General features: G+C 56.9%; 17 protein-coding genes. 11 read left to right on the top strand and 6 right to left on the bottom strand.

Features of this window, described 5'->3' with window-relative positions; genetic code table 11:
- Positions 1-299: 299 nt before the first annotated feature.
- Together FFS28_RS05660 and mntS are read right to left on the bottom strand one after the other, a co-directional pair.
- Complete coding sequence (locus FFS28_RS05660) at positions 300-1,883, bottom strand: phosphoethanolamine transferase (protein WP_137849016.1); 1,584 nt, start codon at positions 1,881-1,883, stop codon at positions 300-302.
- Positions 1,884-2,162: 279 nt separating this feature from the next.
- Positions 2,163-2,291: a manganase accumulation protein MntS gene (gene mntS / locus FFS28_RS05655; RefSeq protein ID WP_042321071.1), complete on the bottom strand. Its 129-nt coding sequence runs from the start codon at positions 2,289-2,291 to the stop codon at positions 2,163-2,165.
- A gap of 182 nt (positions 2,292-2,473) precedes the next feature.
- On the opposite strand from mntS, the gene mntR reads away from it, so the two are divergent.
- The 7 genes from mntR (at position 2,474) to iroN (ending at position 12,003) form a co-directional block, all read left to right on the top strand.
- On the top strand, positions 2,474-2,947 hold the full coding sequence (gene mntR, locus FFS28_RS05650) for a manganese-binding transcriptional regulator MntR (protein WP_042321075.1): 474 nt from the start codon (positions 2,474-2,476) through the stop codon (positions 2,945-2,947).
- Positions 2,944-4,053: an anion transporter gene (locus FFS28_RS05645; RefSeq protein WP_058610597.1), complete on the top strand. Its 1,110-nt coding sequence runs from the start codon at positions 2,944-2,946 to the stop codon at positions 4,051-4,053. The genes mntR and FFS28_RS05645 overlap by 4 nt, the downstream gene beginning before the upstream one ends.
- Positions 4,054-4,153: 100 nt before the next feature.
- Entirely contained in the window at positions 4,154-5,248 is a 1,095-nt protein-coding gene (locus FFS28_RS05640) for an HlyD family secretion protein (protein ID WP_058610598.1), read from the top strand.
- The gene (locus FFS28_RS05635; RefSeq protein WP_137849015.1) at positions 5,245-6,816 is read left to right on the top strand and encodes a DHA2 family efflux MFS transporter permease subunit; all 1,572 of its coding nucleotides are present in this window, start codon (positions 5,245-5,247) and stop codon (positions 6,814-6,816) included. The genes FFS28_RS05640 and FFS28_RS05635 overlap by 4 nt, the downstream gene beginning before the upstream one ends.
- Positions 6,816-8,339, top strand: coding sequence for an efflux transporter outer membrane subunit (locus FFS28_RS05630; RefSeq protein ID WP_137849014.1), 1,524 nt, complete (start codon positions 6,816-6,818; stop codon positions 8,337-8,339). The genes FFS28_RS05635 and FFS28_RS05630 overlap by 1 nt, the downstream gene beginning before the upstream one ends.
- A gap of 103 nt (positions 8,340-8,442) precedes the next feature.
- Positions 8,443-9,483 carry an aldo/keto reductase gene (locus FFS28_RS05625; RefSeq protein ID WP_137849013.1) on the top strand — a complete coding sequence of 347 codons (1,041 nt, stop codon included), beginning with the start codon at positions 8,443-8,445 and terminating at the stop codon, positions 9,481-9,483.
- Positions 9,484-9,828: 345 nt separating this feature from the next.
- A complete protein-coding gene (gene iroN / locus FFS28_RS05620) occupies positions 9,829-12,003 on the top strand; it encodes a siderophore salmochelin receptor IroN (protein WP_137849012.1) in 2,175 nt (724 codons plus the stop codon).
- Between the two features lie 44 nt (positions 12,004-12,047).
- Here iroN and FFS28_RS05615 read toward each other — a convergent pair whose 3' ends face one another.
- From FFS28_RS05615 to iroB, 4 genes are all read right to left on the bottom strand, one after another.
- Positions 12,048-13,004: an alpha/beta hydrolase gene (locus tag FFS28_RS05615; RefSeq protein WP_137849011.1), complete on the bottom strand. Its 957-nt coding sequence runs from the start codon at positions 13,002-13,004 to the stop codon at positions 12,048-12,050.
- Positions 13,005-13,087: 83 nt separating this feature from the next.
- On the bottom strand, positions 13,088-14,317 hold the full coding sequence (locus FFS28_RS05610; RefSeq protein ID WP_137849010.1) for an alpha/beta hydrolase-fold protein: 1,230 nt from the start codon (positions 14,315-14,317) through the stop codon (positions 13,088-13,090).
- A 101-nt stretch (positions 14,318-14,418) separates the two neighbouring features.
- Positions 14,419-18,078, bottom strand: a complete 3,660-nt coding sequence (gene iroC, locus FFS28_RS05605; RefSeq protein ID WP_137849009.1) for a salmochelin/enterobactin export ABC transporter IroC — start codon at positions 18,076-18,078, stop codon at positions 14,419-14,421.
- A gap of 141 nt (positions 18,079-18,219) precedes the next feature.
- Positions 18,220-19,335: a salmochelin biosynthesis C-glycosyltransferase IroB gene (gene iroB / locus FFS28_RS05600; RefSeq protein WP_137849008.1), complete on the bottom strand. Its 1,116-nt coding sequence runs from the start codon at positions 19,333-19,335 to the stop codon at positions 18,220-18,222.
- 671 nt (positions 19,336-20,006) lie between these two features.
- Between iroB and etsA the strand changes: the two genes are divergently transcribed.
- The 4 genes from etsA to FFS28_RS05575 all read left to right on the top strand — a co-directional run bounded on the left by etsA (position 20,007) and on the right by FFS28_RS05575 (position 26,065).
- Positions 20,007-21,194 (top strand): macrolide efflux RND transporter periplasmic adaptor subunit EtsA, encoded by a 1,188-nt coding sequence (etsA, locus tag FFS28_RS05590; RefSeq protein ID WP_137849007.1) that lies wholly within the window; start codon positions 20,007-20,009, stop codon positions 21,192-21,194.
- The gene (locus FFS28_RS05585; RefSeq protein WP_088207623.1) at positions 21,191-23,131 is read left to right on the top strand and encodes a MacB family efflux pump subunit; all 1,941 of its coding nucleotides are present in this window, start codon (positions 21,191-21,193) and stop codon (positions 23,129-23,131) included. The genes etsA and FFS28_RS05585 overlap by 4 nt, the downstream gene beginning before the upstream one ends.
- Positions 23,132-23,134: 3 nt before the next feature.
- Positions 23,135-24,505, top strand: a complete 1,371-nt coding sequence (gene etsC / locus FFS28_RS05580; protein WP_137849006.1) for a macrolide efflux RND transporter outer membrane subunit EtsC — start codon at positions 23,135-23,137, stop codon at positions 24,503-24,505.
- Between the two features lie 183 nt (positions 24,506-24,688).
- On the top strand, positions 24,689-26,065 hold the full coding sequence (locus FFS28_RS05575; RefSeq protein WP_042321087.1) for a glycoside hydrolase family 1 protein: 1,377 nt from the start codon (positions 24,689-24,691) through the stop codon (positions 26,063-26,065).
- The last annotated feature ends 1 nt before the right edge of the window (position 26,066 follow it).

Below are 26,066 nucleotides of genomic sequence, written 5' to 3'. Positions count from 1 at the left end.
TTCACCTCAATATGTGCAGAATATACTGTGTTCAGAACCTGTGAACGTGATAAGGGGGCCACCGCGGCCCCCTTATCACGTTCACAGGTTCTATGGTTACAGAGTAGCAAAGCTCGTAAATTGAACTGAATAACCACCACAGCCGTATGTTCCCCCTCACCCCAGCCCTCTCCCTGAATGGAGAGGGAGTATTCTGCGCCAGGCTGTAATTTCTGGGGATTCCTCAGCCCCAATGGGGCGAAGAGATTAATTACTGCGCATTAATTTGTAGAGACTCCTCAAGCATTGAGGGCGCGCTCTTACTTACTCTTAATATCAAAGATATCCGTCCCCAGATGGTTGTAGTCAACTTTCTGTAACTTAAAGTTGGTAACGTACACTGGGGGAGCTTTCTTGTTCGAGATAAACGTATACGCATTTTTTATCTCTTTCGCTGAAATCCCCGTCCACTGCGAGAAGAAGGTCAGGAAATCATTCGCCGAACGGCGCGCGTTAATGATGCGATGCGATTTGTCATCGCTGGACAGCACCATAAACGGCACCTGGAAGTTTTGCTGGAACTTATCGTCATGCGCCAGGTACTGCACCTCTTTCCCGCGCTCTTTAAACGCCAGCCCGTGATCCGAGAAATAGACCAGCGAGAAACTGTCACCCGAGTTACGAAGCTGCGCGTACAGCTTGCTCAACAGATCGTCGGTTTGCGTCATGGTGTACAAATAGCAGGACGTCTCTTTGGACTGCACAAACTCCGCGTATTTTCCCTGGGTACGATCGCAGGCCTGCGGGTGAGAACCCATGAGATGCAGGACAATCAGCTGCGGCTGAGTGCGCTGTGTGGCAAAGACCTGCGCCGTCATCTTCAGCAGCGCTTCATCTTTGGTGTTTTTATCCGCTTCAAAGTCGCCGCTTTTCAGGAACTGAACCTCGTCAGCCCGTTTCGCGATGCTGGCGATGGCCGTATCGTATTCCCCAATCTGGCCCTGATTTGAAAACCACCAGGTCTGGAAACCGGCGCGGTTTGCCAGGGTAATCACGTTATCCTGATACTGAGGTTTGCCATCGACCACGCGGTTTAACGTCAGGCCGAGTGACTTTTGGGTCGAGCCGCTGGCGGCAATGTAGTCGGTTAACAGCGTGCCATTTACCGAGCTGGCAAACGGCGTATTGTCCCAGTGGCCACCAAACGCCCCCAGCGCGTCGCGTCGGGCGCTTTCGCCGATCACCATCACGTAGGTGTGGTACTTCGGCTTCACGGCCAGCACGTTCCAGGTGTCTTTCATATTGGACAGTTCGGCCATGCGCGTCTGTTCGTCGAGCACTTCCTGGTTATTCACCACCACATCTTTCACAAAGCGGAAGACCGGATAACCCGTATCTTTAAGCTTAAAGACGCCACCCCAGGCCAGGTTTTGCACCGGCGCGACAAAAAAGGCAGCCACGCTCACCGCCAGACACAGATGCTCAATTTTCCCCCACGGCTTCTTGCCGTCGGGTTTACGACGCACGGCGATCGCGCCAAGCGCAAAGATGAAGAGCCCGACGACGTAGCTGTACCACGGGAAGATCGTCAGGATCTCGGTGGACTCTTCCATATTGGTGGAGTGCAGCGCCAGCAGGGTATTGAAGTTTGGCGCGCCATAGGCCTGACCAAACGGAAAATAGAGTGCTGCAATCAGGGAACAAATCCCGACGAGGATTTTCTGCGCCCGCGGCGCGGTGCGCCACAGCAGATGGAGTATGCAGGTGAACGCGACGGCATAAAGCAGGCTAAACGGATAGCCAAGCGCAAAGTTAATCAGCAGAGATTGCAGAAAGTAAAATCCCGTCCACGGGCTTAAGGCCCGACTGCGGGTAACAAGCGTTTCTTTCAGGGTTACGTTCATAGGTCACTATCATGAAAACGCCATGTGCTCACCCTGGCGCCAAGGGTCAAAGCCTGCCTGACAGTGCGTGGAGAGGGAATGAGGGTCCGCTTCAGCGAGCCGCAAATGGTGCAGGGCTGCAAGAAGATAGTGCGCGCGCGAAATAAGGTCAACAGTTGCTACAGCGATGTTTTGCGAAGAGGGTTACAAAACCGCGAAAAAGATCGGGAAATAGGGGGCTGAAGGCCAGTGTACAGCGGAAAGATGACGGAAAAATGAAGCGGCGTACCGCGACGCCGCTTAGTGGGAAGGTTTGTCGTCCTGGTGCGGTTTGTTGCTAAACATATCGCACAGCATGTTCAACAGCATTAAGCGCACTTTGAAAGGAGAGTGGGTAAACACGTTCATACACCTCTTGAATTCGTTCATGTGACCTCCTGATTTCTGATCCCTTCGATCCGTGAAGGGTGACTGCATTACATACAGATATAGCACAGGCTATATTGTATAGCTATGGCTAAATCGTTAATTTTTTGTGGTTGTAGAGCTATGGTTTACAATGTGCGCTCCGTTACAGGGCGCTGGAAGCGTCAACCCATTGAGGAAGCACAATGAACCGTCGCGCAGGTAAGCCAACAACAAAAAAAATGACGCAACTGGTGAACGTTGAGGAGCACGTTGAAGGGTTCCGCCAGGTGCGTGAGGCGCACCGTCGCGAACTGATTGATGATTACGTGGAGCTGATCTCCGATCTTATCCGTGAGGTAGGGGAAGCGCGCCAGGTCGACATGGCCGCACGACTGGGCGTGTCCCAGCCTACGGTTGCCAAGATGTTAAAACGCCTGGCGACGGTGGGGCTGATCGAGATGATCCCGTGGCGCGGGGTCTTTCTGACGCCGGAAGGGGAAAAGCTGGCGCAGGAGAGCCGCGAGCGGCATCAGATCGTCGAGAACTTTTTACTGGTGCTGGGCGTAAGCCCGGAGATTGCCCGTCGGGACGCGGAAGGGATGGAGCATCACGTTAGCGAAGAGACGCTGGTGAAGTTCCGCGAATTTACCCTTAAATATGGTCCCTCCGCTGAATGAAGATCCCCGGACTGCAGGCTCTTGCACGCGATCGTTTCTTTCATCTGTTAATTATTACTGGAATCGGGCTGAGTCTTTTTGTGCCGTTCGCGCCGCAGGCCTGGCCGGCGGCGATTGACTGGCGCACCATCATTACCCTGAGCGGTTTGATGATGCTCACCAAAGGGGTTGAGCTGAGCGGCTATTTTGACGTGCTGGGGCGCAAAATGGTGCGCCGCTTTGCCACCGAACGCAGGCTGGCGCTGTTTATGGTGCTGTCTGCAGCAGTGCTGTCGACCTTTCTCACCAACGACGTGGCGCTGTTTATCGTTGTGCCGCTGACCCTTACGCTGCGTAAGCTGTGCGAAATCCCGGTCACCCGGCTGATCATTTTCGAGGCGCTGGCCGTCAATGCCGGTTCACTGCTGACCCCCATCGGCAACCCGCAAAATATCCTGCTGTGGGGGCGCTCCGGCCTGTCATTTGCCGCCTTTACCTGGCAGATGGCCCCGCTGGCGCTGGTGATGATGGTCTCGCTGCTGCTCGTCGCCTGGTTCGCCTTCCCAACCAAAAAACTTCAGTACCACAGCGGCACCCCCGGCCCGCAGTGGCAGCCGCGTCTGGTCTGGAGTTGCCTGGGGCTGTATATCGTTTTCCTGACGGCGCTGGAAATGAAGTTCGAACTGGCGGGCGTGCTGCTGGTGGCCGGTGGGTTCCTGCTGCTGGCAAGACGCGTGCTGGTGAGCGTCGACTGGACGCTGCTGTTGGTCTTTATGGCGATGTTTATCGATGTGCATCTGCTGATCCAGCTGCCGGTGCTACAGCACGTTCTGCACGGCGTCAGCGGCCTGTCTCAGCCGGCGCTGTGGCTGACGGCGATTGGGCTGTCGCAGTTTATCAGCAATGTCCCGTCCACCATTCTGCTGCTTAACTACGTTCCTCCAACGGCGCTGCTGGCCTGGGCGGTCAACATCGGCGGCTTTGGGCTGCTTCCCGGCTCGCTCGCGAACCTCATTGCCCTGCGGATGGCGAACGATCGCCGCATCTGGTGGCGCTTCCACCTGTGGTCGATCCCCATGCTGGCCTGGGCAGCGGGGATCGGATTCGGACTATTCCTTCTCATATAGTGCGTTATTTGTCAGTTTATCCTGGCAAATGTATAGCAACGTCCTAGCTTTAGTGAACGGCATAGTGTGATGCCGCTCATTGACAGGACCGTTGCTGACCATGGCAGAAGAACAAAATCCCCCTGCTGACGAGCAGGAAAAAAACAATAAAGAACGCAAGCGCCCCGGCAAAAAACCGTTAATTATCCTCGGCATCGTTGTCGTGGTGATGGTTGTGGTGGCGCTGGTCTGGTGGTTTTTAACCCGTAACGAAGAGACCACGGACGACGCCTTTACCGACGGCGACGTGGTGACCATCGCCCCCAAAACGGCGGGCTATGTCACCGAGCTGCGGGTGCGCGATAACCAGCGCGTGAAGAAAGGTGATGTGCTGGTGGTTATCGATCCGCGCGATACCGCCGCGCAGCGCGACCAGGCGCAGGCCCAGCTTGGGCTGGCCGTGGCACAGCTGCATCAGGCGCAGGCCCAGCTGGCGCTCTCGAAGGTGCAGTATCCTGCCCAGCGCGACGAAGCCAAAGCGCAGGTGCTCAAGGCGCAGGCAGATATGGCGAACGCCCAGGCCGAGTATCGCCGCCAGCGCGGCGTTGACCCCCGTGCGACCACCCAGCAAAGTATCGATTCCGCTAACGCCCAGCTGCGTAGCGCTCAGGCTGGCCTGGCCAGCGCGCAGGCGCAGCTTGAGGTGGCGGAGCAGGTTCAGTTGCAGATTCGCCAGCAGGAGACCAACGTCGAAGCGCGTGAACGTCAGGTTGACCAGGCGAAAGCGCAGCTCGAAACCGCCAATCTCAATCTTTCGTACACCGAGGTGCGCGCCCCGTTCGACGGCTTTGTCACCAAACGCAACGTTCAGCCCGGCACGCTGGTGCAGGCGGGAACGGCGCTGTTCTCGCTGGTCTCACCGAACGTGTGGGTGGTTGCGAACTTCAAAGAGTCGCAGCTTGAGCGCATGAAGCCGGGCGACAAGGTCAGCGTCTCTGTGGATGCCTGGCCAGATATGGCGCTTGAAGGCCATATCGACAGCATCCAGCAGGGAAGCGGATCGCGCTTCTCGGCCTTCCCGTCGGAAAATGCCACCGGTAACTTTGTGAAAATCGTCCAGCGCGTGCCGGTGAAAATCGTCATTGATAAAGGTCTGGATCCGAACAAACCGCTGCCGCTGGGGCTGTCGGTTGAACCGAAGGTGACGGTGGAATGACGGACCACAGCCACGACAGCTGGAAGCCTGCCAGCAACCCGTGGGCGGTGGCGATTGTAGTCACGCTGGCGGTGTTTATGGAGATCCTCGACACCACCATCGTCAACGTGGCGCTGCCGCACGTCGCCGGGTCGCTCTCGTCAAGCTATGACGAATCCACCTGGGTGCTCACCAGTTACCTGGTCGCCAACGGCATCGTGCTGCCTATTTCCGCCTTTCTGAGCCGGGTGTTTGGCCGCAAGCAGTTCTTTCTGATCTGCATCGTGATGTTTACCGTCTGTTCGTTCCTGTGCGGCATTGCCACCGAGCTGTGGCAGATCATTCTGTTCCGCATCATGCAGGGCTTTTTCGGCGGCGGGCTACAGCCTACCCAGCAGTCGGTGCTGCTCGATTACTTCAAGCCGGAGGATCGGGGTAAAGCCTTTGGCCTCTCGTCCATCGCCATTATCGTCGCGCCGGTGCTTGGCCCGACGCTGGGCGGCTGGATCACCGACAACTACTCCTGGCGCTGGGTATTTTTCATCAACATTCCCGTGGGGATCATTACGGTGCTGGCGATCTACCAGCTTCTGGAAGATCCGCCGTGGGAAAGTAAATCCAAAGAGAAGCTCTCCGTTGACTGGACGGGGATCGGCCTGATCGCCCTCGGGCTGGGCTGCCTGCAGGTGATGCTCGACCGGGGTGAGGATGACGACTGGTTCTACTCAAACTTTATCCGCACCTTTGCGGTGCTGACGCTTATCGGCATTATCGGCGCGATTTACTGGCTGATGTACGCCAAAAAGCCGGTGGTTGACCTGCACTGCATGAAGGATAAGAACTTTGCGGTCTCAAGCCTGCTGATGGCGGGCATGGCGATGATCCTCTACGGCAGTTCAGTGGTCATCCCGCAGCTGGCGCAGCAGGATCTGGGCTATACCGCCACCTGGTCGGGCATGGTGCTTTCGCCGGGCGCAATACTGATTGTGTTGACCATACCGCTGGTGCTAAAGCTGATGCCGGTGGTGCAGACGCGCTGGATCATCGCCTTCGGTTTTACCTGTCTGGCGGTGTCGTTCTTCTGGTCGCGCACGCTGACGCCGGATATTGATTTCGAAACGCTGGTGCTGTTCCGCAGCGCGCAGTCGATTGGGCTGGGGTTCCTGTTTGTGCCCCTGACCACCATTGCGTTTATTTCGATCCCACGGCAGCTCAACGCTGACGCGGCGGCGCTGTTTACCATGTTCCGCAACGTCGCAGGCTCGATTGGCATTTCGCTCTCAACGGCAGCGATTACCGAGCGCTCTCAGGCCCACAGCGCGCATCTGGCGTATCACGCCTCGCCGTTTAACGAGCAGTTCCAGCTGGCGATCCGCGAAAGCGCCCAGGCTATCCAGAATTTCACGACGCAGGTGGGCGACCCGATGGGTATCGCCACCGGGCGGATGTACCAGACCATGATCGAACAGTCGCGCTTCCTGGCCTATATCGACGTCTTTACCATTCTGAGCGCGGTGGCCTTTTTACTGATTCCGTTTTGTTTGTTGCTCTCGCCGGTTAAGAGCGAGGGGAGTGCAGGAGCACACTGATGATACACAGACGTTTACACCCCCTGATGATAATGATGTTGCTGGTTGGCTGCGCCGTCGGGCCGGACTACCAGCAGCCCGCACCGCCACCCTCCAGCCACTGGAATGACAAGGGCGACGGCGAGGTGAAGTCGAAAACGGTTTCAGCCGCGACCAACCCGCGCTGGTGGAAAACCTTTGGCTCGCCGCAGCTCGACAGCCTGGTTGAACGCGCCATCGCCGGGAATTTATCGCTGCAGCAAACGGTGCTGCGCATCGCCGGCGCGCGTGAACAAATTAATCAGGCGGGCGGCGCGTTTTATCCGGCGGTTAACGGCAACCTGCAGGCAACGCGCCAGCAGCTTGGGCTGGAGGGGGAGCTGAAATCTCATGGGGTGTACGACCAGCTTGATAATGTCGACCCGCAGCTGCGAGGCGCGTTAGGCCCGCTGACCCAGCCGATCAATCTTTACCAGGGCAGCTTTGACGCCCAGTGGGAAATCGACCTGTGGGGCAAGGTGCGCCGTCAGGTTGAGGCCGCCGAAGCGCAGCAGAGGGTGGCCATTGAGCAGCGTAACGATGCGCTGGTGTCGCTGGAGGCGGAAGTGGCGCGGGCGTGGCTACAGCTGCGCGGCGCGCAGAGCATTATCGCCACGCTGAATACCCAGATTGAGAGCGCACAGCAGACGCTGGAGCTTACCGACAGCCGTCAGCGCGGCGGGCTTTCACCGCAGATGGATGTGGAGAATGCCCGTGCGCAGCTGGGCAACCTGGAGGCGCAGCTGCCGCAGTATCAGGCACAGGAACGCCAGGCGATGAACGGCCTGGCCATTCTGCTCGGCAAACCGCCGGGCGCGCTGGACGCAGAGCTGCAGTCGGCACAGCCGATGCCCGCGCTGCCGGATATTGTCCAGACGGGCATTCCGTCGACGCTGGCGCGCCGCCGGCCGGACGTGCGTCAGGCGGAAGCCCGACTCCATGCGGCGACGGCGGAGATCGGCGTCTCGGTGGCGGAGCTGTTCCCGAGTTTTACCCTTTCCGGGCAGTTTGGTCTGCGCAACAGCGAAACCAACTGGCTCACCGACTGGAGCAGCCACTTCTACAGCTTTGGCCCGCAGGTTTCCATTCCCATCTTCCAGGGCGGTCGGCTGGTCTCCAGCGTGAAGGTGGCGCGTGCGCAGCAGGGCGCAGCGGTGCTGGATTATCGCCAGACGGTGCTGACCGCGCTGGGTGATGTTGAAAACGCGCTGGTGAGCTACCGCACCGACCAGCAGCGCGAAGCGGGCCTCGCGAAAACCATTGATGCGCTGCAAAACGCCTTCGACCTGGCGAGCGACAGCTATCGACAGGGGATCGCCAGCTTTATCGACGTGCTGGACGCGCAGCGTCAGCTGGCTCAGGCGCAGCAGCAGCGGGCCCAGGCGCAGGTGCAAAGCGCGCTCGACCTGGTGGCGCTGTATAAGGCGCTGGGCGGCGGCTGGGAGCCGTATCAGCAGGTGCAGCTGCCAGATTACAAGGTCTTTGGCGACGCGCCGCGGGGATAAGATTCAGAGGATTGGGCAAGAAACGGACAGGAACGCCACATTCGCGCTGGCTGAGCGGCGGGTATAACTGTTAAGCACCCAAACGAAAAGCGAGGAATGAATTATGCGTTATCAAAAACTGGGCAATACCGGTCTGTTTGTTTCTGAACTGTGCCTCGGGACCATGACCTTTGGCGGGGAAGGCGGCATGTGGGGCAAGATTGGTCAGCTTCAGCAAAGCGACGCCGAGCAGCTGGTGGGCCGGGCGCTGGACGCCGGGATCAATTTTATCGACACGGCAGATGTCTACTCGGAAGGGCGGTCGGAGGAGATCACCGGCCAGGCGCTGAAGAACCTGAAGGTCCCCCGCGAGAACGTAGTGGTCGCCACAAAAGTCTTCGGTGAAACGGGAACGGCGGGGGTGAACTCGCGCGGCAGCTCGCGATACCACATCATCAATAGTGCCAAAGAGAGCCTGCGCCGCCTGCAGCTCGATCATATCGATCTTTATCAGCTCCACGGTTTTGACCCGGCCACGCCGATCGAAGAGACGCTTTATGCGCTGGATAACCTCGTTCAGCACGGTCACGTACGCTATATCGGCGTCTCTAACTGGGCGGCATGGCAGATCGCCAAAGCGCTGGGCATTTCCGAGCGTCTGGGGCTGTCGCGATTTGCTTCGTTGCAGGCGTATTACACCCTTGCCGGGCGCGATCTGGAGCGTGAGCTGGTGCCGATGATGCAGAGCGAAGGCGTCGGGCTGATGGTCTGGAGCCCGCTGGCGGGTGGCCTGCTGAGCGGCAAGTATGACCGCAACGGACAGAGCGCATCAGGCGGACGTCGACTGGAGTTTGATTTCCCGCCCGTGAACAAGGATCGCGCTTTCGACTGCGTGGATGTGATGCGCACCCTGGCGGAAGAAAAGGGCGTGTCGGTGGCGCAAATTGCGCTGGCATGGCTGCTGCACCAGAAGGCGGTGACCAGCGTCATTATCGGGGCGAAACGGGTCGATCAGTTGGATGACAACATTGCCGCAACCAGCGTTCAGCTGAGCGACGATGAGCTGAAACAGCTGGATGCGGTCAGCGCGCTGCCGCGCGAGTATCCTGGCTGGATGCTGGAGCGCCAGGGCGAGTACCGTCGCAATCAGTTAGCGCAACAATAACCTTTCTTTCCCCGGTGGCGCTTGCGCTTACCGGGGCTACGTTCCCCTGTAATGTCATATTAACGTTATGTCACTACACGACATTCCCGTGGGCCGTTCTCTTCTTCCGCTGATTCAGTACGCCAGCTTTACGCACGCACAGGGCGGTACCGGGAAGAATCATTCCGGTCAATGCGTGCGTTTCGTTAATGCGCGCATCCGTGTTATTAAAGATTGCCTTAACCCTCTCTAAATGATATTAATTATCATTCTTATTATAAAAATAATGGCAGTTAAAAATATCTGGCAAGGATGTGAGCTTAACGATCAATCACTTTTACGTTAGGCATGTATTAGGGAATGGGTATGAGAATTATCAAGATCTTCTGGCCACTCACTGCGCTCCTGGCAGGGTTGAACAGTCAGGTATCACTGGCACAATCCTCCGATGATAACGACGAGACCCTGGTGGTGGAAGCCACCGCTGAGCAGGTACTCAAACAGCAGCCGGGCGTGTCGATTATTACCAGCGAAGATATTAAAAAGAACCCTCCGGTCAACGATCTCTCCGATATTATTCGCAAAATGCCCGGTGTTAATCTGACCGGCAACAGCGCCTCGGGTACACGCGGTAATAACCGCCAGATCGACATTCGCGGCATGGGGCCGGAGAACACCTTAATTTTAATTGATGGTGTACCGGTGACGTCGCGCAACGCCGTGCGTTATAGCTGGCGCGGAGAGCGTGATACCCGCGGCGACACCAACTGGGTGCCACCGGAACAGGTTGAGCGTATAGAAGTGATCCGCGGCCCTGCGGCGGCACGCTACGGTTCGGGCGCAGCGGGCGGGGTGGTGAACATCATTACCAAACGCCCCACCAACGACTGGCACGGTTCGCTGTCGTTATACACTAACCAGCCGGAAAGCAGCGACGAAGGCGCTACGCGTCGCGCCAACTTCAGCCTGAGTGGGCCGCTGGCTGGCGATGCGCTGACCATGCGTCTGTACGGCAACCTGAATAAAACCGATGCCGACAGCTGGGATATTAACTCCCTGGCCGGTACGAAAAACGCGGCCGGGCATGAAGGGGTGCGCAACAAAGATATCAACGGCGTTGTCTCGTGGAAATTAAATCCACAGCAAATAATCGATTTCGAAGCCGGATATAGCCGCCAGGGGAATATCTATGCTGGCGATACCCAAAACAGTTCTTCCAGTGCCGTCACTGAAAGCCTGGCGAAATCCGGTGAAGAGACGAACCGCCTGTACCGACAGAATTATGGCGTTACGCACAATGGTATCTGGGACTGGGGTCAAAGCCGTTTTGGTGTCTATTATGAGAAAACCAATAACACCCGTATGAACGAAGGATTATCCGGCGGTGGTGAAGGACGTATTTCGGCGGATGAAAAGTTCACGACCAATCGCCTGAGCTCCTGGCGAACCAGCGGCGAGGTTAATATTCCGTTGAATGCGCTGGTCGATCAAACGCTGACCGTGGGTGCAGAGTGGAGCCGCGATGAGCTCGACGATCCTTCCTCTACCAGCCTGACGGGGGCTGACAGCAATATCGGCGGCATTTCTGGTTCAGCTGCAGATCGCAGCAGTAAAAATCATTCCCAAATCAGTGCGCTGTATCTTGAAGATAATATTGAGCCGGTTCCCGGCACGAATATCATTCCCGGCCTGCGCTTTGATTATCTCAACGAGTCCGGCGGTAACTTCAGCCCCAGCCTGAACCTCTCGCAGGAATTGGGGGATTACTTCAAAGTCAAAGCGGGGATTGCCAGAACCTTTAAAGCACCCAACCTGTATCAATCCAGTGAAGGTTATCTGCTCTATTCGAAAGGCAACGGTTGTCCAAAAGATATTACATCGGGCGGCTGCTACCTGATCGGTAATAAAGATCTCGATCCGGAAATCAGCATTAATAAAGAAATTGGGCTGGAGTTCGCCTGGGAATATTACCACGCCAGCGTGACCTACTTCCGCAATGACTACCAGAATAAGATTGTGGCCGGAGATAATGTTATCGGGCAAACCGCTTCCGGCGCATATATTCTCCAGTGGCAGAACGGCGGGAAAGCGCTGGTGGACGGTATCGAAGCCAGCATGGCGTTCCCGCTGGTGAAAGATCGTCTGAACTGGAATACCAATGCCACCTGGATGATCACCTCGGAGCAAAAAGATACCGGTAACCCGCTGTCGATCATCCCGAAATACACCATTAATAACTCGCTTGACTGGACCATCACCCAGGCGTTCTCTGCCAGCGTCAACTGGACGTTATACGGCAGACAAAAACCGCGTACTCATTCGGAAACTCGCAGTGAAGATACGGGCGGTCTGTCAGGTAAAGAGCTGGGCGCTTATTCGCTGGTGGGGACGAACTTTAATTACGATATTAATAAAAATCTGCGTCTTAACGTTGGTGTCAGCAATATCTTCGATAAACAGATCTACCGATCTTCCGAAGGGGCGAATACCTATAACGAGCCTGGTCGGGCTTATTATGCCGGTGTTACCGCGTCATTCTGATCGTAGTGCCAGAGGCGTACTGCCCGCGTCAAGGCGGGCAGTGTTTAGCGGCTTAATGCATGACAGCCTGCTGTGTTACCTGCGTTTTCACCACTGATATCTAACAGCGCTCCGCGAAAGGAGGCGTTGAACATCGGTCCGTGTCCCAGGTTTGGGAAATCCCAAAAGGCGGCAGTGACGCCTTTATCTTCCAGCGTGGCGAGAGTCGCATGTATTTTCGTCAGCACCCCGGCAGCATGCGTTTCCCGGTTATCGCCCGGCGTCGCCGAACCTTCCATTATCATCAGGCGCCTGGCGCAGTATTGCGACGGCTCAACCGCCGTGATGCGGCTCAACAGCGCATCATGGCCTCTGCCCAACGACGGGCTGGCGCTGTAGTACGTCCGGAAATAAGAGGAGGACAGCCAGGCATCCAGCACGAACAGGCCGCCGTAGGAGTGCCCCCACAGGCCGCGACGCTGCCGATCGATATTCAATCCCTGTTCCACCTTTGGCGCTATACGCGTTTCCAGTAACTGGCGGAAGTCGTTGCTACCCCCACTCTTACGGCTAAAACGCCCGTTGCGGGTATCCGTTTTGCCGCTTTCTGCTGCTGGCGTATAGTCGTAGGCCCTGCCGTTGAGATCGAAGGGGAGGTTGGTTTGATACCCGACAGCCACAATCACCGGCGGTGATTTTTCTGCCAGCTGTTTGAGCAGGTCGTCGTTCAGGCGGTCCATAACTGCGTTGCCGTCGAGCATATATAAAATCGGGTAGCCCGACGCCGGTGCGGCTTTATTTGGCACGGCCGTCCATACCCGATAATGGCGGCTGCCATCGGCGGAGTCGAACGAGTTGACGCTGAAATGGTAAAACGCGGAGCCTTTATCGGCGATATTTGGCCCCAGTGGCTGCATATCCGGCTTTGCAAAAGCGTGCGCACTCCAGATAAGGGTGAGACCAGAAAAAAGAGTGACAAGCGCCTTGCGCGGGCGTGTTGGGCAATACTCGCGGGCATACATCTGATGATTATTCCTTTTCCGCAGGTGACATTTTCTTTATTCAGGAAGCCTGTACAGTTGCCTGAATGTGTTCGCGGGTCAAGTCAACCCTGCAGTAAACCAAGCCCGTCAATCAGTGCGCCGCGCCACCATGCGTAATCGTGACCCCCGGTATATATTGCGCAATGGCTGTCGACGCCCGCGGTAAGCAACTGCTGATGCAGTTGCTGAACGTGCGGTACCGTCGAACCTTCCAGCGATCCCACGCACAGGCGGATGCGCACGCCCTGCGGCGGGGCAGAAAGCAGATGTTCGCTCACCCATGACGTATCGGTTTCGCTGAACACGTTTGGCCGGCTGGCACCCTCTGGCGTCCACCACATTGAAGGGGAGTGGCTGAGCGCCAGACCGAACGTTTCCGGTGCGTGACGAGCGGCCATGAGCGCGCTGACCCCGCCAAGGCTTTGTCCGGCCAGCACGGTGCGCGAACGGTCTGCCCACTGCTGCTGTGGGTGTTCAGCGCGGATCGTCGGCAACAACTGGCCGGCGATATCCTTTATCAGCTCGCTGCGCCCGCCGAGTATCGCAGTTCGCTCGTGTTCATCGATATTGTCGATACCAAGTACAGCCACGGGCACGATGCGTCCGTTGTTGATGGCGGCGTCAATTGCCGCGCATACGCCAAGGTGATCGAACCAGGTTTCACCATCGGGCAGCACCACCAGGCCGAGGGGCTGCGAAACATCAACGTCCGGCAGATAGAGCCGAACCCGGCGCGATTCCCCGGCGATAGTGCGCGCCGAGGTAAGCAATTGCCCGCTGGGTGACCCGCCGCGCCATTCGGACTGGGCGGGGGCTTTATCAAGTGCCAGCACCGACTCCTGTGTGCTTCCCCGAACGTTGATCCCCGGCGTTTTGTTTAGCGGATCGGCGTGCCCGACGAGGGTAGCAAAGCGGCCTCCGGACTGTGCAATCGTCTCGGCCGGGGTGCCGGTGGGGATTTCCACCAGCGAATAGGAGCCGCAGTAGCTTGCGGGTAAACGCAGCGTCAGAGTCCAGATATCCGTTGCGGGAAGGGCGGTCATCATCCCTTTCGCCACGTGCTCTTTATCCGTCACCCGATTCAGACGCAGATAAACGCCCTGCAGAGGGTGCCTGGCGCGCCACAGAAATGTCACATCACGCTCGTCTTTCGCTCCGTCGACTGGCGTCACCAGCGGTACATTCAGTGACTCAGCGTCTCGCCAGAAGTCAGAAAGGTTAGCAATGTGGCCTGCTGCCAGCTGACTGCGCAGCCTGACGATAGCAGAGGGATGTTGTTGCATGTTCAGCATTCACTCTCTTTGAATATGAAGGGTGTCAGTATAAATAGCTAAAGCGGCTATTCCGGGAACAGCCGCTTCAGCGCGTGTTTTTTAATGTCTTGCGCGTGCAATCACTCTTCCACGATTTCCCCCGTGATGTCGTGCTGGCGATGGGGAACAGCGCTGCCGACGCTGTCATGCCACAAGCGGGTATAGAGACCGCCGGCCGCTAACAGCTGTTCGTGGGTGCCGTATTCCGCAAGCTGCCCCTTATCGATAACGGCAATCAGATCGCAGCGCTGCGCGGTGGTCAGACGGTGCGCCACAATCAGCGCCAGGTGCTTCCCGGCGTGCGCGACGTCTGTTAAGGATGACATCAATCGCTCTTCGGATGTGCGATCAAGGCGTGACGTGGCTTCATCGAGCAGCAGGATGTGAGCATTCGCCAGTTGTGCGCGGGCCAGCGCAATCAGCTGGCGCTGACCTGCGGACAGATCGGCACCGCCGTTATTCACCGGTGTCCGGAATCCCTGCGGCAGATTGCGCACCGTCTCATACAGCCCTGCCCGCTGAGAGGCAATCTCAACGTCCTCATTGGTACTGGATGGCCGTGAGTAACGAATGTTTTCCGCAATATCACCACTAAACAACGCCACATCCTGATCGACCAGCCCAATCTGGCGACGGTAATCGGCAAGCGAGGCATCATCAATCATCCGATCGCCAATGCTGATCCTGCCGTGGGTGGGGGAATACAATCCGGCGATCAGCTTAATCAGCGTTGACTTACCCGCACCGCTGCGACCAACGACCGCGACGACCCTTCCCTCAGGGATTGTCAGGGTAAGTTTGTTCAGCGCGGGTTCAGGACTGTCGGGATAACTGAACGTGACCTCATCAAGATGCAGCGCGCCGGTGGCGGGCGGTGCGGAAGAGGGCTCGATGTTCTCTGTGCCTTCGGTCGCCAGCAGTTCATTGATATGTTTGCCGCTGGCCGTCGCCTGCTGCCAGGCGTCGACAATTCCTGATAACTGCTGCACTGGCCCATAGAATTGCCCCAGCAGCAGGAAGAAAGCCGCCAGCACCCCGGCGGTCATTTCGCCTTCGGCGACCCGCGATGCTCCCACCAGAAGAACGGCGGCATAGGAGGCCTCGGTGCAGAAGGTCAGGAACGGGAAATAGACGGCAAGGTATTTTTGCGCACGTACGCGGGTCGCACGGAACCGATCCGATAACGCGCGCAGCCGGGCGGCTTCCTGTTCCTGCTGGCCATGCGATTGCACAACGCGCAAGCCGGAGACTTTTTCCTGCAGGGTGCTGTTGACTTTGCCTATTTCCAGCCGCGCCTGCGCATAAGCAGGGGAGCTGAGGCGGCGATAAATCCAGGTTGCCAGTGCGACCACGGGCACCGCGCTTAATGCCGTCAGCGCCAGGAGCGGGTCGAGCCAGAACATGGCGGCGGCGATGGCGAACATCGTCACCAGGCTGGTGGCTGCACCGGCAAGGCCGTTTTGCAGAAAGCGGGCGAGCGAGTCCACATCTACGGTCATGCGGGTCAGACGCGAATCGACATGCTTTTCATGCCAGGGGAGACCAAGACGCAGCATATGGCCGAAGCTGCGCAAGCGCACCGTATGCTGGACTGACTCTGCCGCTCTGGCGGCGAAGACAGTCTGTAGTGAATAACAGCACCAGCTCACGGCCACCAGGCACAGGGCGAGCAGGGCACAAAGGCCGATAGTCGACATATCGCCTGTGGCAACGCCGGAGTCAATGCCGCGCTGCAGCAATATCAGTACCCCGACGCCTGCCGCCGAATCGAGGGCGATCAGCAGGGCGGCGATGACGAACATCCACGCCACGGGCTTCAGCAGCGACGTGACTTTGCGGCCTTTACCGGCCAGCGCCTGCTGTACTGCCTTTTCCGGCACGCGCGTCATACGGGCGACAAAGCCTTTATCCCCCGTCTGCGCCGCATCGTCTTGCGCCGCTGGTACGGTCGGCCACAATCCGTTAGGCCCACTGTGGGAAGGCGCGAGGAAATCGCCGTCGCCGGTCATCAGCGCGCGGAACGCCGGACAGCGCGCTTCAAGTTCTGCCTGGGTTCCGGTGTCCACCACCCGGCCCTTATCCAGCACCACAATCCGGCTGGCTAACTGAAGCGTCGAGCGGCGTCGGGCAATCACCAGCAGCATATGCTTTTCGTCAGCATAGCGACTCAGCGCGGTGTTGATCTCCGCTTCAGTACCGGCATCGACCGCCGAGGTGGTGTCATCGAGGATCAACACTTCCGGCGCGGTAATGAGCGCCCGCGCCAGCGCGATTCGCTGCCTCTGTCCGCCGGAAAGATTCGTACCGCGTTCGGTTAATGGGGTATCGAAGCCTTTCGGCAGGGCGTTGATAAAATCGCTGGCTCCTGCTGCCCTCGCCGCGAGGCGAATGTCGTCCGCCGTTGCCTGAGGGTGCCCGTAGGCGATATTTTCTGCCACCGTACCGGCAAACAGAAAAGCATCCTCAAACACAACGCCTACCCGACGACGAAGCGCCTCCAGCCTGAGATCGCGGAGGTTCTGTCGGCCTGCGCTGGTGTTGAGCCATATCTCACCGGCGCTGGGATCGTAAAAACGCGCCAGCAGCATCAGCAGCGTGGATTTCCCGGAACCCGATGCGCCCACTACCGCCACGGTTTCACCGGCGTGCAGGGAAAAGGAGACATCGCTGAGGATGCGTCTGCCGCCACGGTAGTCGAAGCTCATATTCTCCAGTTGCAGCCCGATAACCTGGCCGTTAACCGCCTCCGTCCCGTCTTCCATCTGCGAACGGGTGTCGATCAGAGCAAACACGCGCTCCACGGACGCCTGGGTGCGCTGGGCGATAACCAGAAACGATGCCAGTACGCGGGTTGGCCCGGTCAGCATCGCGAGGAAGCTGGCAAACGCTACGAAGGTGCCGAGATCGATGCGCCCGTGCATGACTGACCAGCCGCCGTAGCACAGCAGGACGATTTGCCCGAGCACCGGTAGTGCCAGCATGGTGGCGCCTGGCATCGCCTGCGAGATGGCCGCGCCGATGCGTACCCGCACCATCTGCCGCGACTGGCGATCCAGCCAGCGCGTTTCACGCAGCTCCGCCACGCAGGATTTTACCACTGAGATCTGCGCCAGCACCTCGCGCATATGTTCGGTGAGATTGGCCAGTCGGTCCGAGGCCAGCCCGGTTTGCGCGAAGACCCGGCGACGCGCGCGCAGCGCAGTGATAGCCAGGCATGCCAGTACGCACACGACGATGAGCGTCATGGCGGGTGACATCCACAGCATCACGGCAATGCCGGCAATGTAATAAGTGAACACCGCCAGCGGCACCGGACACATCTGCAGCAGGGTATGCACCTGCTGCAGATCGCTGTTGGTCCGTGAAATCACCTGCCCGGTGCGCAGTGCGTCCTGGCCTGCGCCGTCAAGTTTTTGAATACTGTCGAATGCCCGTCCTCGCAGGGTGTGCTGCACCCAGAGCGAGAGCTCCCCGGCATAACCGCGGCGCACGTAGTTACCGATGAAATCAAAAAAGGCGATCAGCAATAGCCCGCAGGCCAGCCACGGCAGACGAGTCGGATTGCCCTCCAGCGCGTCGTTCACCGCTTGCCTTGTCAGCAACGGCGTCAGCGCGGCCAGCAGAATGGTCGAGACCGACGCTACCACCACGATGATGCTAAGTTTCTTACGTTCCCAGCACACGCGTGCCAGGCGAACTATCCAGGACCGCGCAGGTGTGGGAGAGTGAGTCGCAGGCATTAAGCCTCCTCCGTCTGTAAACAATAGGATCCGAGTTGGATCGCTGTGCAAAAAAACGCCAGCCCGATCCGGTCCCGCATTGTTACGGGCGTATGATTCCTGGATGCGTGCTGGCGTATGATCGTCATGACGGCGCAGTGGCTACCCTTTCTGTATCCTCGCGATCAGGCTTTTCGCCACCTCGCTCGGACAGGGTTGCGCTGCCATTTCCGCCGCTACCTCTTCAGAGGCGTCGCGAAGCGCACGATTGTCGAGGAAAGCATTGATCATGCTGCTCGACAGGCCATCGTCGCCGGGGATGATCCCGCAGCCGCGTTCGACAACAGCGCGGGCATTGACCGGGCGATCGGCACCCTGGCCGAAGACGATCTGTGGAATACCGGCGTGCAGCGCCGTCAGGGTATTGCCCGCGCCACCATGATGAATGAAGCCATCTGCGCCGTTCAGGAAGGCTCCCATGGGTATCCAGTCGACCAGGCGAACATTTGACGGCAGAGAGCGCAGATCCGACCGCGCATTGGCCGAAAGATGCAGGATGATCTCGGCATCGACTTCACTGGCGGAATCCATCACCCAGGCGATCAGGTCAAGGCCGTCGACCATCGGTTTGACGGTACCGAGGCTCACCAGCAGACGTTTACGGTCGGGCGTCCTCTCCCACCACGGTTCCCACACCGCGCCGCCGTTGTACGGGACGTACTGCATGGGAATAATGGGTTCGCCGTCGTTTTCAAGAATGCTCATGCTCGGTGGTGTTACGTCGATCCAGGCCATATCGCGCGGTGCGGCCGCAACGCCGTGGCGATGATAGGCGTCCGCGAGCGAACGCGTTACGCCTTTGATATGCCAGGGCGTATGGCCGAAGCCGACGGTTTGCATTACGACCGGTATATCGTATTTGGCGGCAATCAGAGGCCCGATGACGCCGAGCGGCGGGTATATGATGAGATCGGGCCGCCAGTGTCCGGCAAACTCCACCAGGTGGTCGGCCATCTCTTCGCTGAAGAATGAGAAGTTGCCCATTTTTGTGCCGATGTTACTTTCTTTTCGCTGTGCCTCGCGACGGCGATAGTCGGCTTCAGAATCAAAACCGGGTGCGGCGTCAAATACCACCAGCCCCGCTTCTGCCGCTTTTTGGGCGAATTTTCCTCCGCTGGCGATCAGCACTTCATGGCCGTTAACGCGAAACGCCTGTGCCAGAGACAGCACAGGATACAGCAGCCCATAGAGAGGCGGGCCTACAAACAAAATACGCATGAGAAAATCCCTCTCCGCTTGACGAACTAAATCAGGAAGTCGACGCAGTCATATGCCAGCAGCAGGACGTTAATTTTCGTTAAGCCTGCTTTGACAGACGCCGCGTCCTTTTTGAGTTTCACCAGCCTTACGGACGGTCCTGTCGGTGACTATTCCGTGACGTAGGCGGGTGAATCGGGAATTCCTTGTCCCGGCTTCCATTAACGCTTACGCGCCGTTGTCCTGTTGAACAGCCCAAACGGCGTCGTGCTGCTACGCCGCGGTGTTCTGATGCATTTGTTGAGTGTGAGACCGGTCAACAAACCTGGAGAGGCTTGTTTCCTGATACCTCTGTATACCTTGCCAGATAAACCACCAATGCAAATGCTAATGATAATAATTACTATTATCATGTTTAGGTTGCAACTATAATTAAGCACTTAATGCACAATGAATCGATTATGGGAAAAATCGCAGGTGGGGCTCAGCAAAAGGGGAATCTGTGGATTCAGGCACAAAATCCCACTCTTGCGGCGGTTTACAGGCGGACCGGGTGATTCTGTGTAATTGATGGCGGGGGTCTACGATGACGCTACTTCACCAAATAGCGCGGTGTTTACTTCCCGTAAATACTGGCGATGTTACTATGATGCCTGATTCACTGCTGTTTATCGTTATGGAAAACCTGCGTAATGCTAACAAAATTCCCTCCCCGACGCGTATTGACCTGTGCTGCGGCTCTGCTAATTATTTTTAGCATCGCCTTGTTTTTCTTCCTGAGAAGCCCCGAGGTCCCTGAGTATGTTACCGCTCCAGTACGCATCGGCGATATTGAAAACGCCGTACTTGCTACCGGTCGAATTGATGCGATTGAGCGGGTCAACGTTGGGGCACAGGTTTCTGGTCAGGTTAAGTCGCTGAAAGTGAAGTTAGGCGATCGTGTCACTAAAGGACAGCTCATCGCTGAAATTGATGACGTGCCGCAGCGTAATGATTTACGCAACGCAGAAGCTGCTCTCAACGTGGTAAAAGCGGACCTTCAGGCTAAGCAGGCGCAGTTGAAGCAAGCCTCATTGCGTTTTAAGCGCCAGCGCCAGATGCTAAATGAGGATGCCAGCTCGAGGGAAGATTTCGAAACGGCTGAAACCACGCTTGCCAGTACCCGCGCTGAGTTATCGGCACTGAACGCCAAACTCGTCCAGGCGCAAATTGATGTCGACAAGAAAAAGGTCGATTTGGGTTATACAAAAGTTGTTGCTCCCATGGACGGCATTGTTATTGCCGTTGTCACCCAACAGGGCCAAACGGTTAACTCCAGCCAAAGTGCGCCGACCATTATCAAACTCGCCCGTCTGGACGTGATGACAATTAAAGCCCAGATCTCTGAGGCGGATATCACGCGAATTTCACCGGGACAGAAAGCCAGATTCACCATTTTCTCTGAGCCGGATAAGCATTATGACGCCACGTTACGTACCGTTGAACTGGCCCCTGAGTCGGTTATGAAAGATGATAGCCTGGCCAGCAGTAGCTCATCCTCGGGGTCAGGCACGTCAAATGCTTCGGTGTACTACAACGCGCTGCTGGATGTTCCCAATCCAGAAAATCGGCTGCGAATTGCCATGACAGCACAGGTGACCTTGCTGGCTGGAGAAGCTAAAAATACGTTACTGGTGCCGATTCAGGCTGTGCACAAAGTGAGTGGCAACAAGCAGCAGGTGCAGATAGTGACCAGTGATAACCGGCTGGAAACCCGTGAGGTCAAAACCGGCATTACTAACAGTGTGGATATCCAGATCCTGGACGGTGTAAAAGCCGGGGAACATGTTGTGTTATCGCAGCCGGGTGAAAAAGCACCCGGGGAAGGGTTTGTATCTTGAGTAATATCATAGAACTCAAGGGCATCAGCCGCACCTACCGGAACGGTGGACAGGATCTCACCGTGCTTAAAGGGATTGATTTGACTATCGCTGCCGGGGAGATGGTCGCGATCATCGGTGCCTCCGGTTCCGGTAAGTCAACCCTGATGAATATTATGGGCTGTCTCGATGTTCCTGATTGTGGCGACTACTATATCAGCGGTCAAAATGCCGCCCAGCTTTCACCTGACGATCTGGCAAGGATCCGCCGTGAGCACATCGGTTTTATCTTCCAGCGTTATCATTTAATGCCCGACCTGAGCGCGTTAAGTAACGTTGAAATTCCAGCGATTTATGCCAATAGCGAGCGCGAAAAGCGCCGTCTGCGCGCGGCGACATTGCTTGGAAGACTCGGGCTGGAAGGTCGTGAACATCATAAGCCGGGAGAGCTTTCAGGCGGCCAGCAGCAGCGTGTAAGTATCGCCCGCTCGCTGATCAACGGCGGTGAAATCATTCTGGCGGATGAACCCACCGGCGCGCTGGATACGCAGTCCGGTCAGGAGGTACTGTCAATACTCAGTGAACTGAATCAGCGTGGCCATACCGTGGTTATGGTGACACATGATATGAAGGTAGCGCAGCATGCTAACCGTATTATAGAGCTGCGTGACGGTGAAATTATTTCTGATACCGGCAGTCGTGTTACCTCCGGGGTTGCCCTTAAACGACCTGACAGCGTTCAGCAAAGCTGGTGGCAAAGTATTGTTGATCGTACCCGTGAATCCCTGCACATGGCGTTAAAAGCGATGAATGCGCATCGCCTGCGCACGACGTTAACCATGACGGGCATTATTTTTGGTATCGCCGCGGTTGTTACGGTGGTGGCGCTGGGTGAAGGCGCGAAACAGCGAACCCTTGATAATATCAAGGAGCTTGGAACCAACGTGGTGAGCATCTACCCGGGAAGGGATTTCTTTGACGACAGCACCGAAGCCATTCGTACACTGGTCCCGGCAGACGCCGAAGCATTAGCAAAGCAGGGGTTTGTTGACAGCGTCAGCCCCGAAGTTAACGCTTCCGACAACATTCGCTTTCTGGGTAAATCCGCTACCGCCACGATCAACGGCGTTGGGCGCGATCATTTTCGCGTAAACGGTATTGAACTGTTGCAGGGATCAACTTTCCAGGACGATCGAAATGCCTCGCAGGAAGTCATCATTGATGAAAACGCCCGCAAGGCGTTATTTGACGATGCGGGACTCAAGGCACTTGGGCAAATCGTTTTTCTGGGTTCCGTGCCTGCACGGGTTGTCGGCATCGCCAAAGGGAACAGCCGAAGCTATGCGCCTAATCGCATTAACGTCTGGATGCCTTACAGCACGGTGATGTATCGAATGACAGGAAAACCGGTGTTGACCAGCATCAGCGTAAGGCTTAAGGATGATGTTGCCAACGAGGCAGCGGTCAGCGCTATTTCTCAGCTTCTTACTCAACGCCACGGCGTGAAAGACTTCCAGCTTTATAATTTTGAGCAGATTCGACAATCAATCGAGCGGACCTCAATGACCTTTAGCATCCTGATTCTGATGGTGGCCTGCATCTCGCTGATGATCGGCAGTATTGGGGTGATGAATATCATGCTGGTGTCGGTCACGGAACGGACCCATGAGATTGGCGTGCGAATGGCGGTCGGTGCGCGTCAGGGCGATATCATGCAGCAGTTTATGATTGAGGCTGTGCTGGTATGTCTGATAGGCGGAGTGTTAGGTATTGCACTGTCGTATGCTGCCGGAGCGCTGTTCACCGCGCTGGCAGGGGGCCTTTTCACCGCCATTTATTCGTGGCAGGCCGCTGCTGCCGCATTCTTCTGCTCAACGTTAATCGGCATGATCTTTGGTTATCTCCCTGCCCGCAAGGCAGCAAGGATGGATCCGGTCGTTTCACTGGCCAGCGAGTAACCCATGAAAATATTATCCCCTTTAACGGTATGCCTTACTGTCCTGCTTAGTGCTGGCTGCGCCGACTCTCTGAAAAGCGACTATCAGCCTCCTGAGGTGAAGTACCCTGCCAACTGGTATCAGGCGGATGCTGCGGAGGAGAGGATGCCGTTCGACTGGCAGGCCTTTAATGATCCAGACCTCGACGGCTGGCTGCGGCAGGTGATGGTGCGCAATAACGATGTCGCGGGAGCGGTATTGCGTGTGTATCGCGCCCGCCTGGACGAAGAGCGGATTGGCATCGCAAACGATCCGGGACTCACAGGTTCGCTCGCGCTTGACGGTAAAAAACAGCTGAACAGCTCAGCCAACTGGAGCAGGGGCAGCGTTGCCAGTATTAATACCAGCTATGAGCTGGATCTGTGGGGCAAAATAGCGCGGCAGCGCGATGCGAAGGCGTGGGCACGTTTTGCCTCGGAAGAGGATCTGCGTTCTGCCCGACTGACGCTGCTTTCAAATGCCAGTAATAATTACTGGCGCTTAGGCTTTATTAACCAGCAGCTGTCTGTCCTGCAACAAAGCATCGACTATGCAAAAGAGACGCTGCGCCTGGCTAACGCGCGTTATGCCGCGGGTGGTGCCTCCTCTCTGGATGTTGTGGATGCTCAGCAGGGCGTGCTTTCGCAGGAAAACAGGCTGGCGGCGTTGAAGAATGAACGTTTACAGGCGCTCAATCAGCAAGCCGTTTTGCTTGGAACCGCGCCGGGCAGCGCGATAGTCGAACCGAAAGCGTTACCAGTGGGACCACTGCCGCAGGTCAGTGGAAAGATCCCGGTCAACGTGCTGCGGCATCGACCCGATATCAGCGCTAAAGAGTGGCGGGTACGGGAAGCATTGGCCACCGTTGATGTCCAGCGTACTGCATTTTATCCAGCGTTTAGTCTGACCGGCTCGCTTGGCACCAGCAGCAGCAGCCTTATGGCCTTCCTGGAAAATCCTGTAGGCTCTGTTGGAGCAAACCTGACCCTTCCGTTCCTGGAATGGAGAGAAAGGGGCATGGACGTGAAGATTGCCCGCAACGACTACGAGCAACGGGTTCTGGAGTTTAAACAGGAACTTTACAAGGCGATGAGTAGCATAGAAGATGCGCTTGCTTTGCGTCATCAACTCCTGGAACAGGAGACGCTTCTACGTGAAGGCCTGGAACTGGCGAAAAAATCAGAGAGGCTAAACGAAGTTCGCTACCGCCAGGGCGCGGTGCGAATTTCTTTCTGGCTTGATGCTCAGGAGAAACGCCGTCAGGCCGAACTGGCACTGTATGAAAATCGCTTTAACCAGTTAACTAATCTGGCAAAAATCTATATGGAGTTCGGCGGTTCGGTATCTTTCCCCTGAAGTGCGCAGACTCATTACGTCTGGCAGCAAAAGGACTTGCTGCCACGGCGCAGTTCGCAAGGCATCCCTCGTCATTATTCAAACCCATCTCACAAAAATCGTTCCTCCCCTTTGATCGAAATTTCATCTCCGGCTATATGACTAGTCATATCATTTAAATGACTAGTCATATAGGAGGCGACCATGAATCAATCACTGCCAGCAAACTTCTTGTGGGGCAACTCGGTGTCGAGCATGCAGACGGAAGGGGCATGGAACGAGGGCGGAAAGGGGATGTCGGTGTACGACATTCGCGAAGCCGGTGAAAATATCTCTGACTGGAAAGTGGCGACCGACTCTTACCACCGTTACCGGGAAGACTTTGATTTGATGCAGGATCTGGGCATGAACTGCTACCGCTTTCAGATCTCCTGGAGCCGCGTCTGCCCGCAGGGTGACGGCGACTTTAACGACGAGGGTATCGCCTTTTACGACCGCTTTATCGATGATTTGATCGCCCGCGGCATTGAGCCGATGGTCTGCCTCTACCACTTCGATATGCCGCTGGCGCTGGCGCAGGAGTACAACGGATTTAACGATCGTCGCGTCGTGGAGGCGTTTATCCGCTACGGCAAAAAGATGATCGACTGCTACGGCGACCGGGTGAAGTACTGGCTGACCTTTAACGAGCAGAATATTTTCCACATGCCGATAGCCTTCCGCATCTCCGGCTATATGAAAGGGGAGGAAACCCTGCGCGAGCTGTACGAAGTGCAGCATCACACCATGGTGGCGCACATGGCGCTGACCGAGTATCTGCACCAGTCCCGGCCAGGCCAGCTGATGGGCGGCATGCTGGCGCACCAGCTGATCTACCCCGCAACCTGCAAGCCGCGCGATATCTTCTGCGCCCAGCAGTACGACGAATTCCTCAACCAGAACCTGCTGCGTGTCTTTGCCGGCCAGGGCTACAGCCCGGCGGTGATGGCGGTAGTGGAGCAGCAGGGCTTTGGCGATATCTACCGCGCCGAGGATCTGGCGCTGTTCGCCCGCACCAAAAACGATTTTATGGCCTTCAGCTATTACGCCAGTAAAACGCTGGACAGCGACGCGATCCCGGAAGGTACGCCGGTTAACTATTACCTGCAGCACGGTGAAAAGAACAACCCATATCTCAAGGCAACGGAATGGAACTGGCAGATCGACCCTATGGGCTTTCGCACCATCATCACCCGCTACGCCAACGACTGGCGCATGCCGGTGTTCCCGATTGAAAACGGCATTGGCGTCATTGAGTCCTGGGACGGCGTGAACCCGATTGAGGACACGTATCGCATCGACTATCACCGGGCGCACATCGAGGCGATGAAGGCGGCGATGTTTGAGGATGGCGCCGAGGTGATGGGCTATCTCGGCTGGGGGTTAATTGACATCCTCAGCTCGCAGGGCGATATGCGCAAACGCTACGGCGTGGTGTATGTCAACCGTGAAAACCACGACCTGAAAGACCTCAAGCGCGTGCCGAAGAAAAGCTACGCGTGGCTGAAACAGGTCATCCATACCAACGGACGCGAGATGTAAG

Origin of the sequence: Enterobacter sp. 2VL (assembly GCF_005503595.1) — a bacterium.
In the GTDB taxonomy this organism is placed as follows: Bacteria; Pseudomonadota; Gammaproteobacteria; order Enterobacterales; family Enterobacteriaceae; genus Enterobacter; species Enterobacter cancerogenus.
Note: the sequence above shows the minus strand (reverse complement) of the source record. Positions and strands in the feature narration are given on the sequence as shown.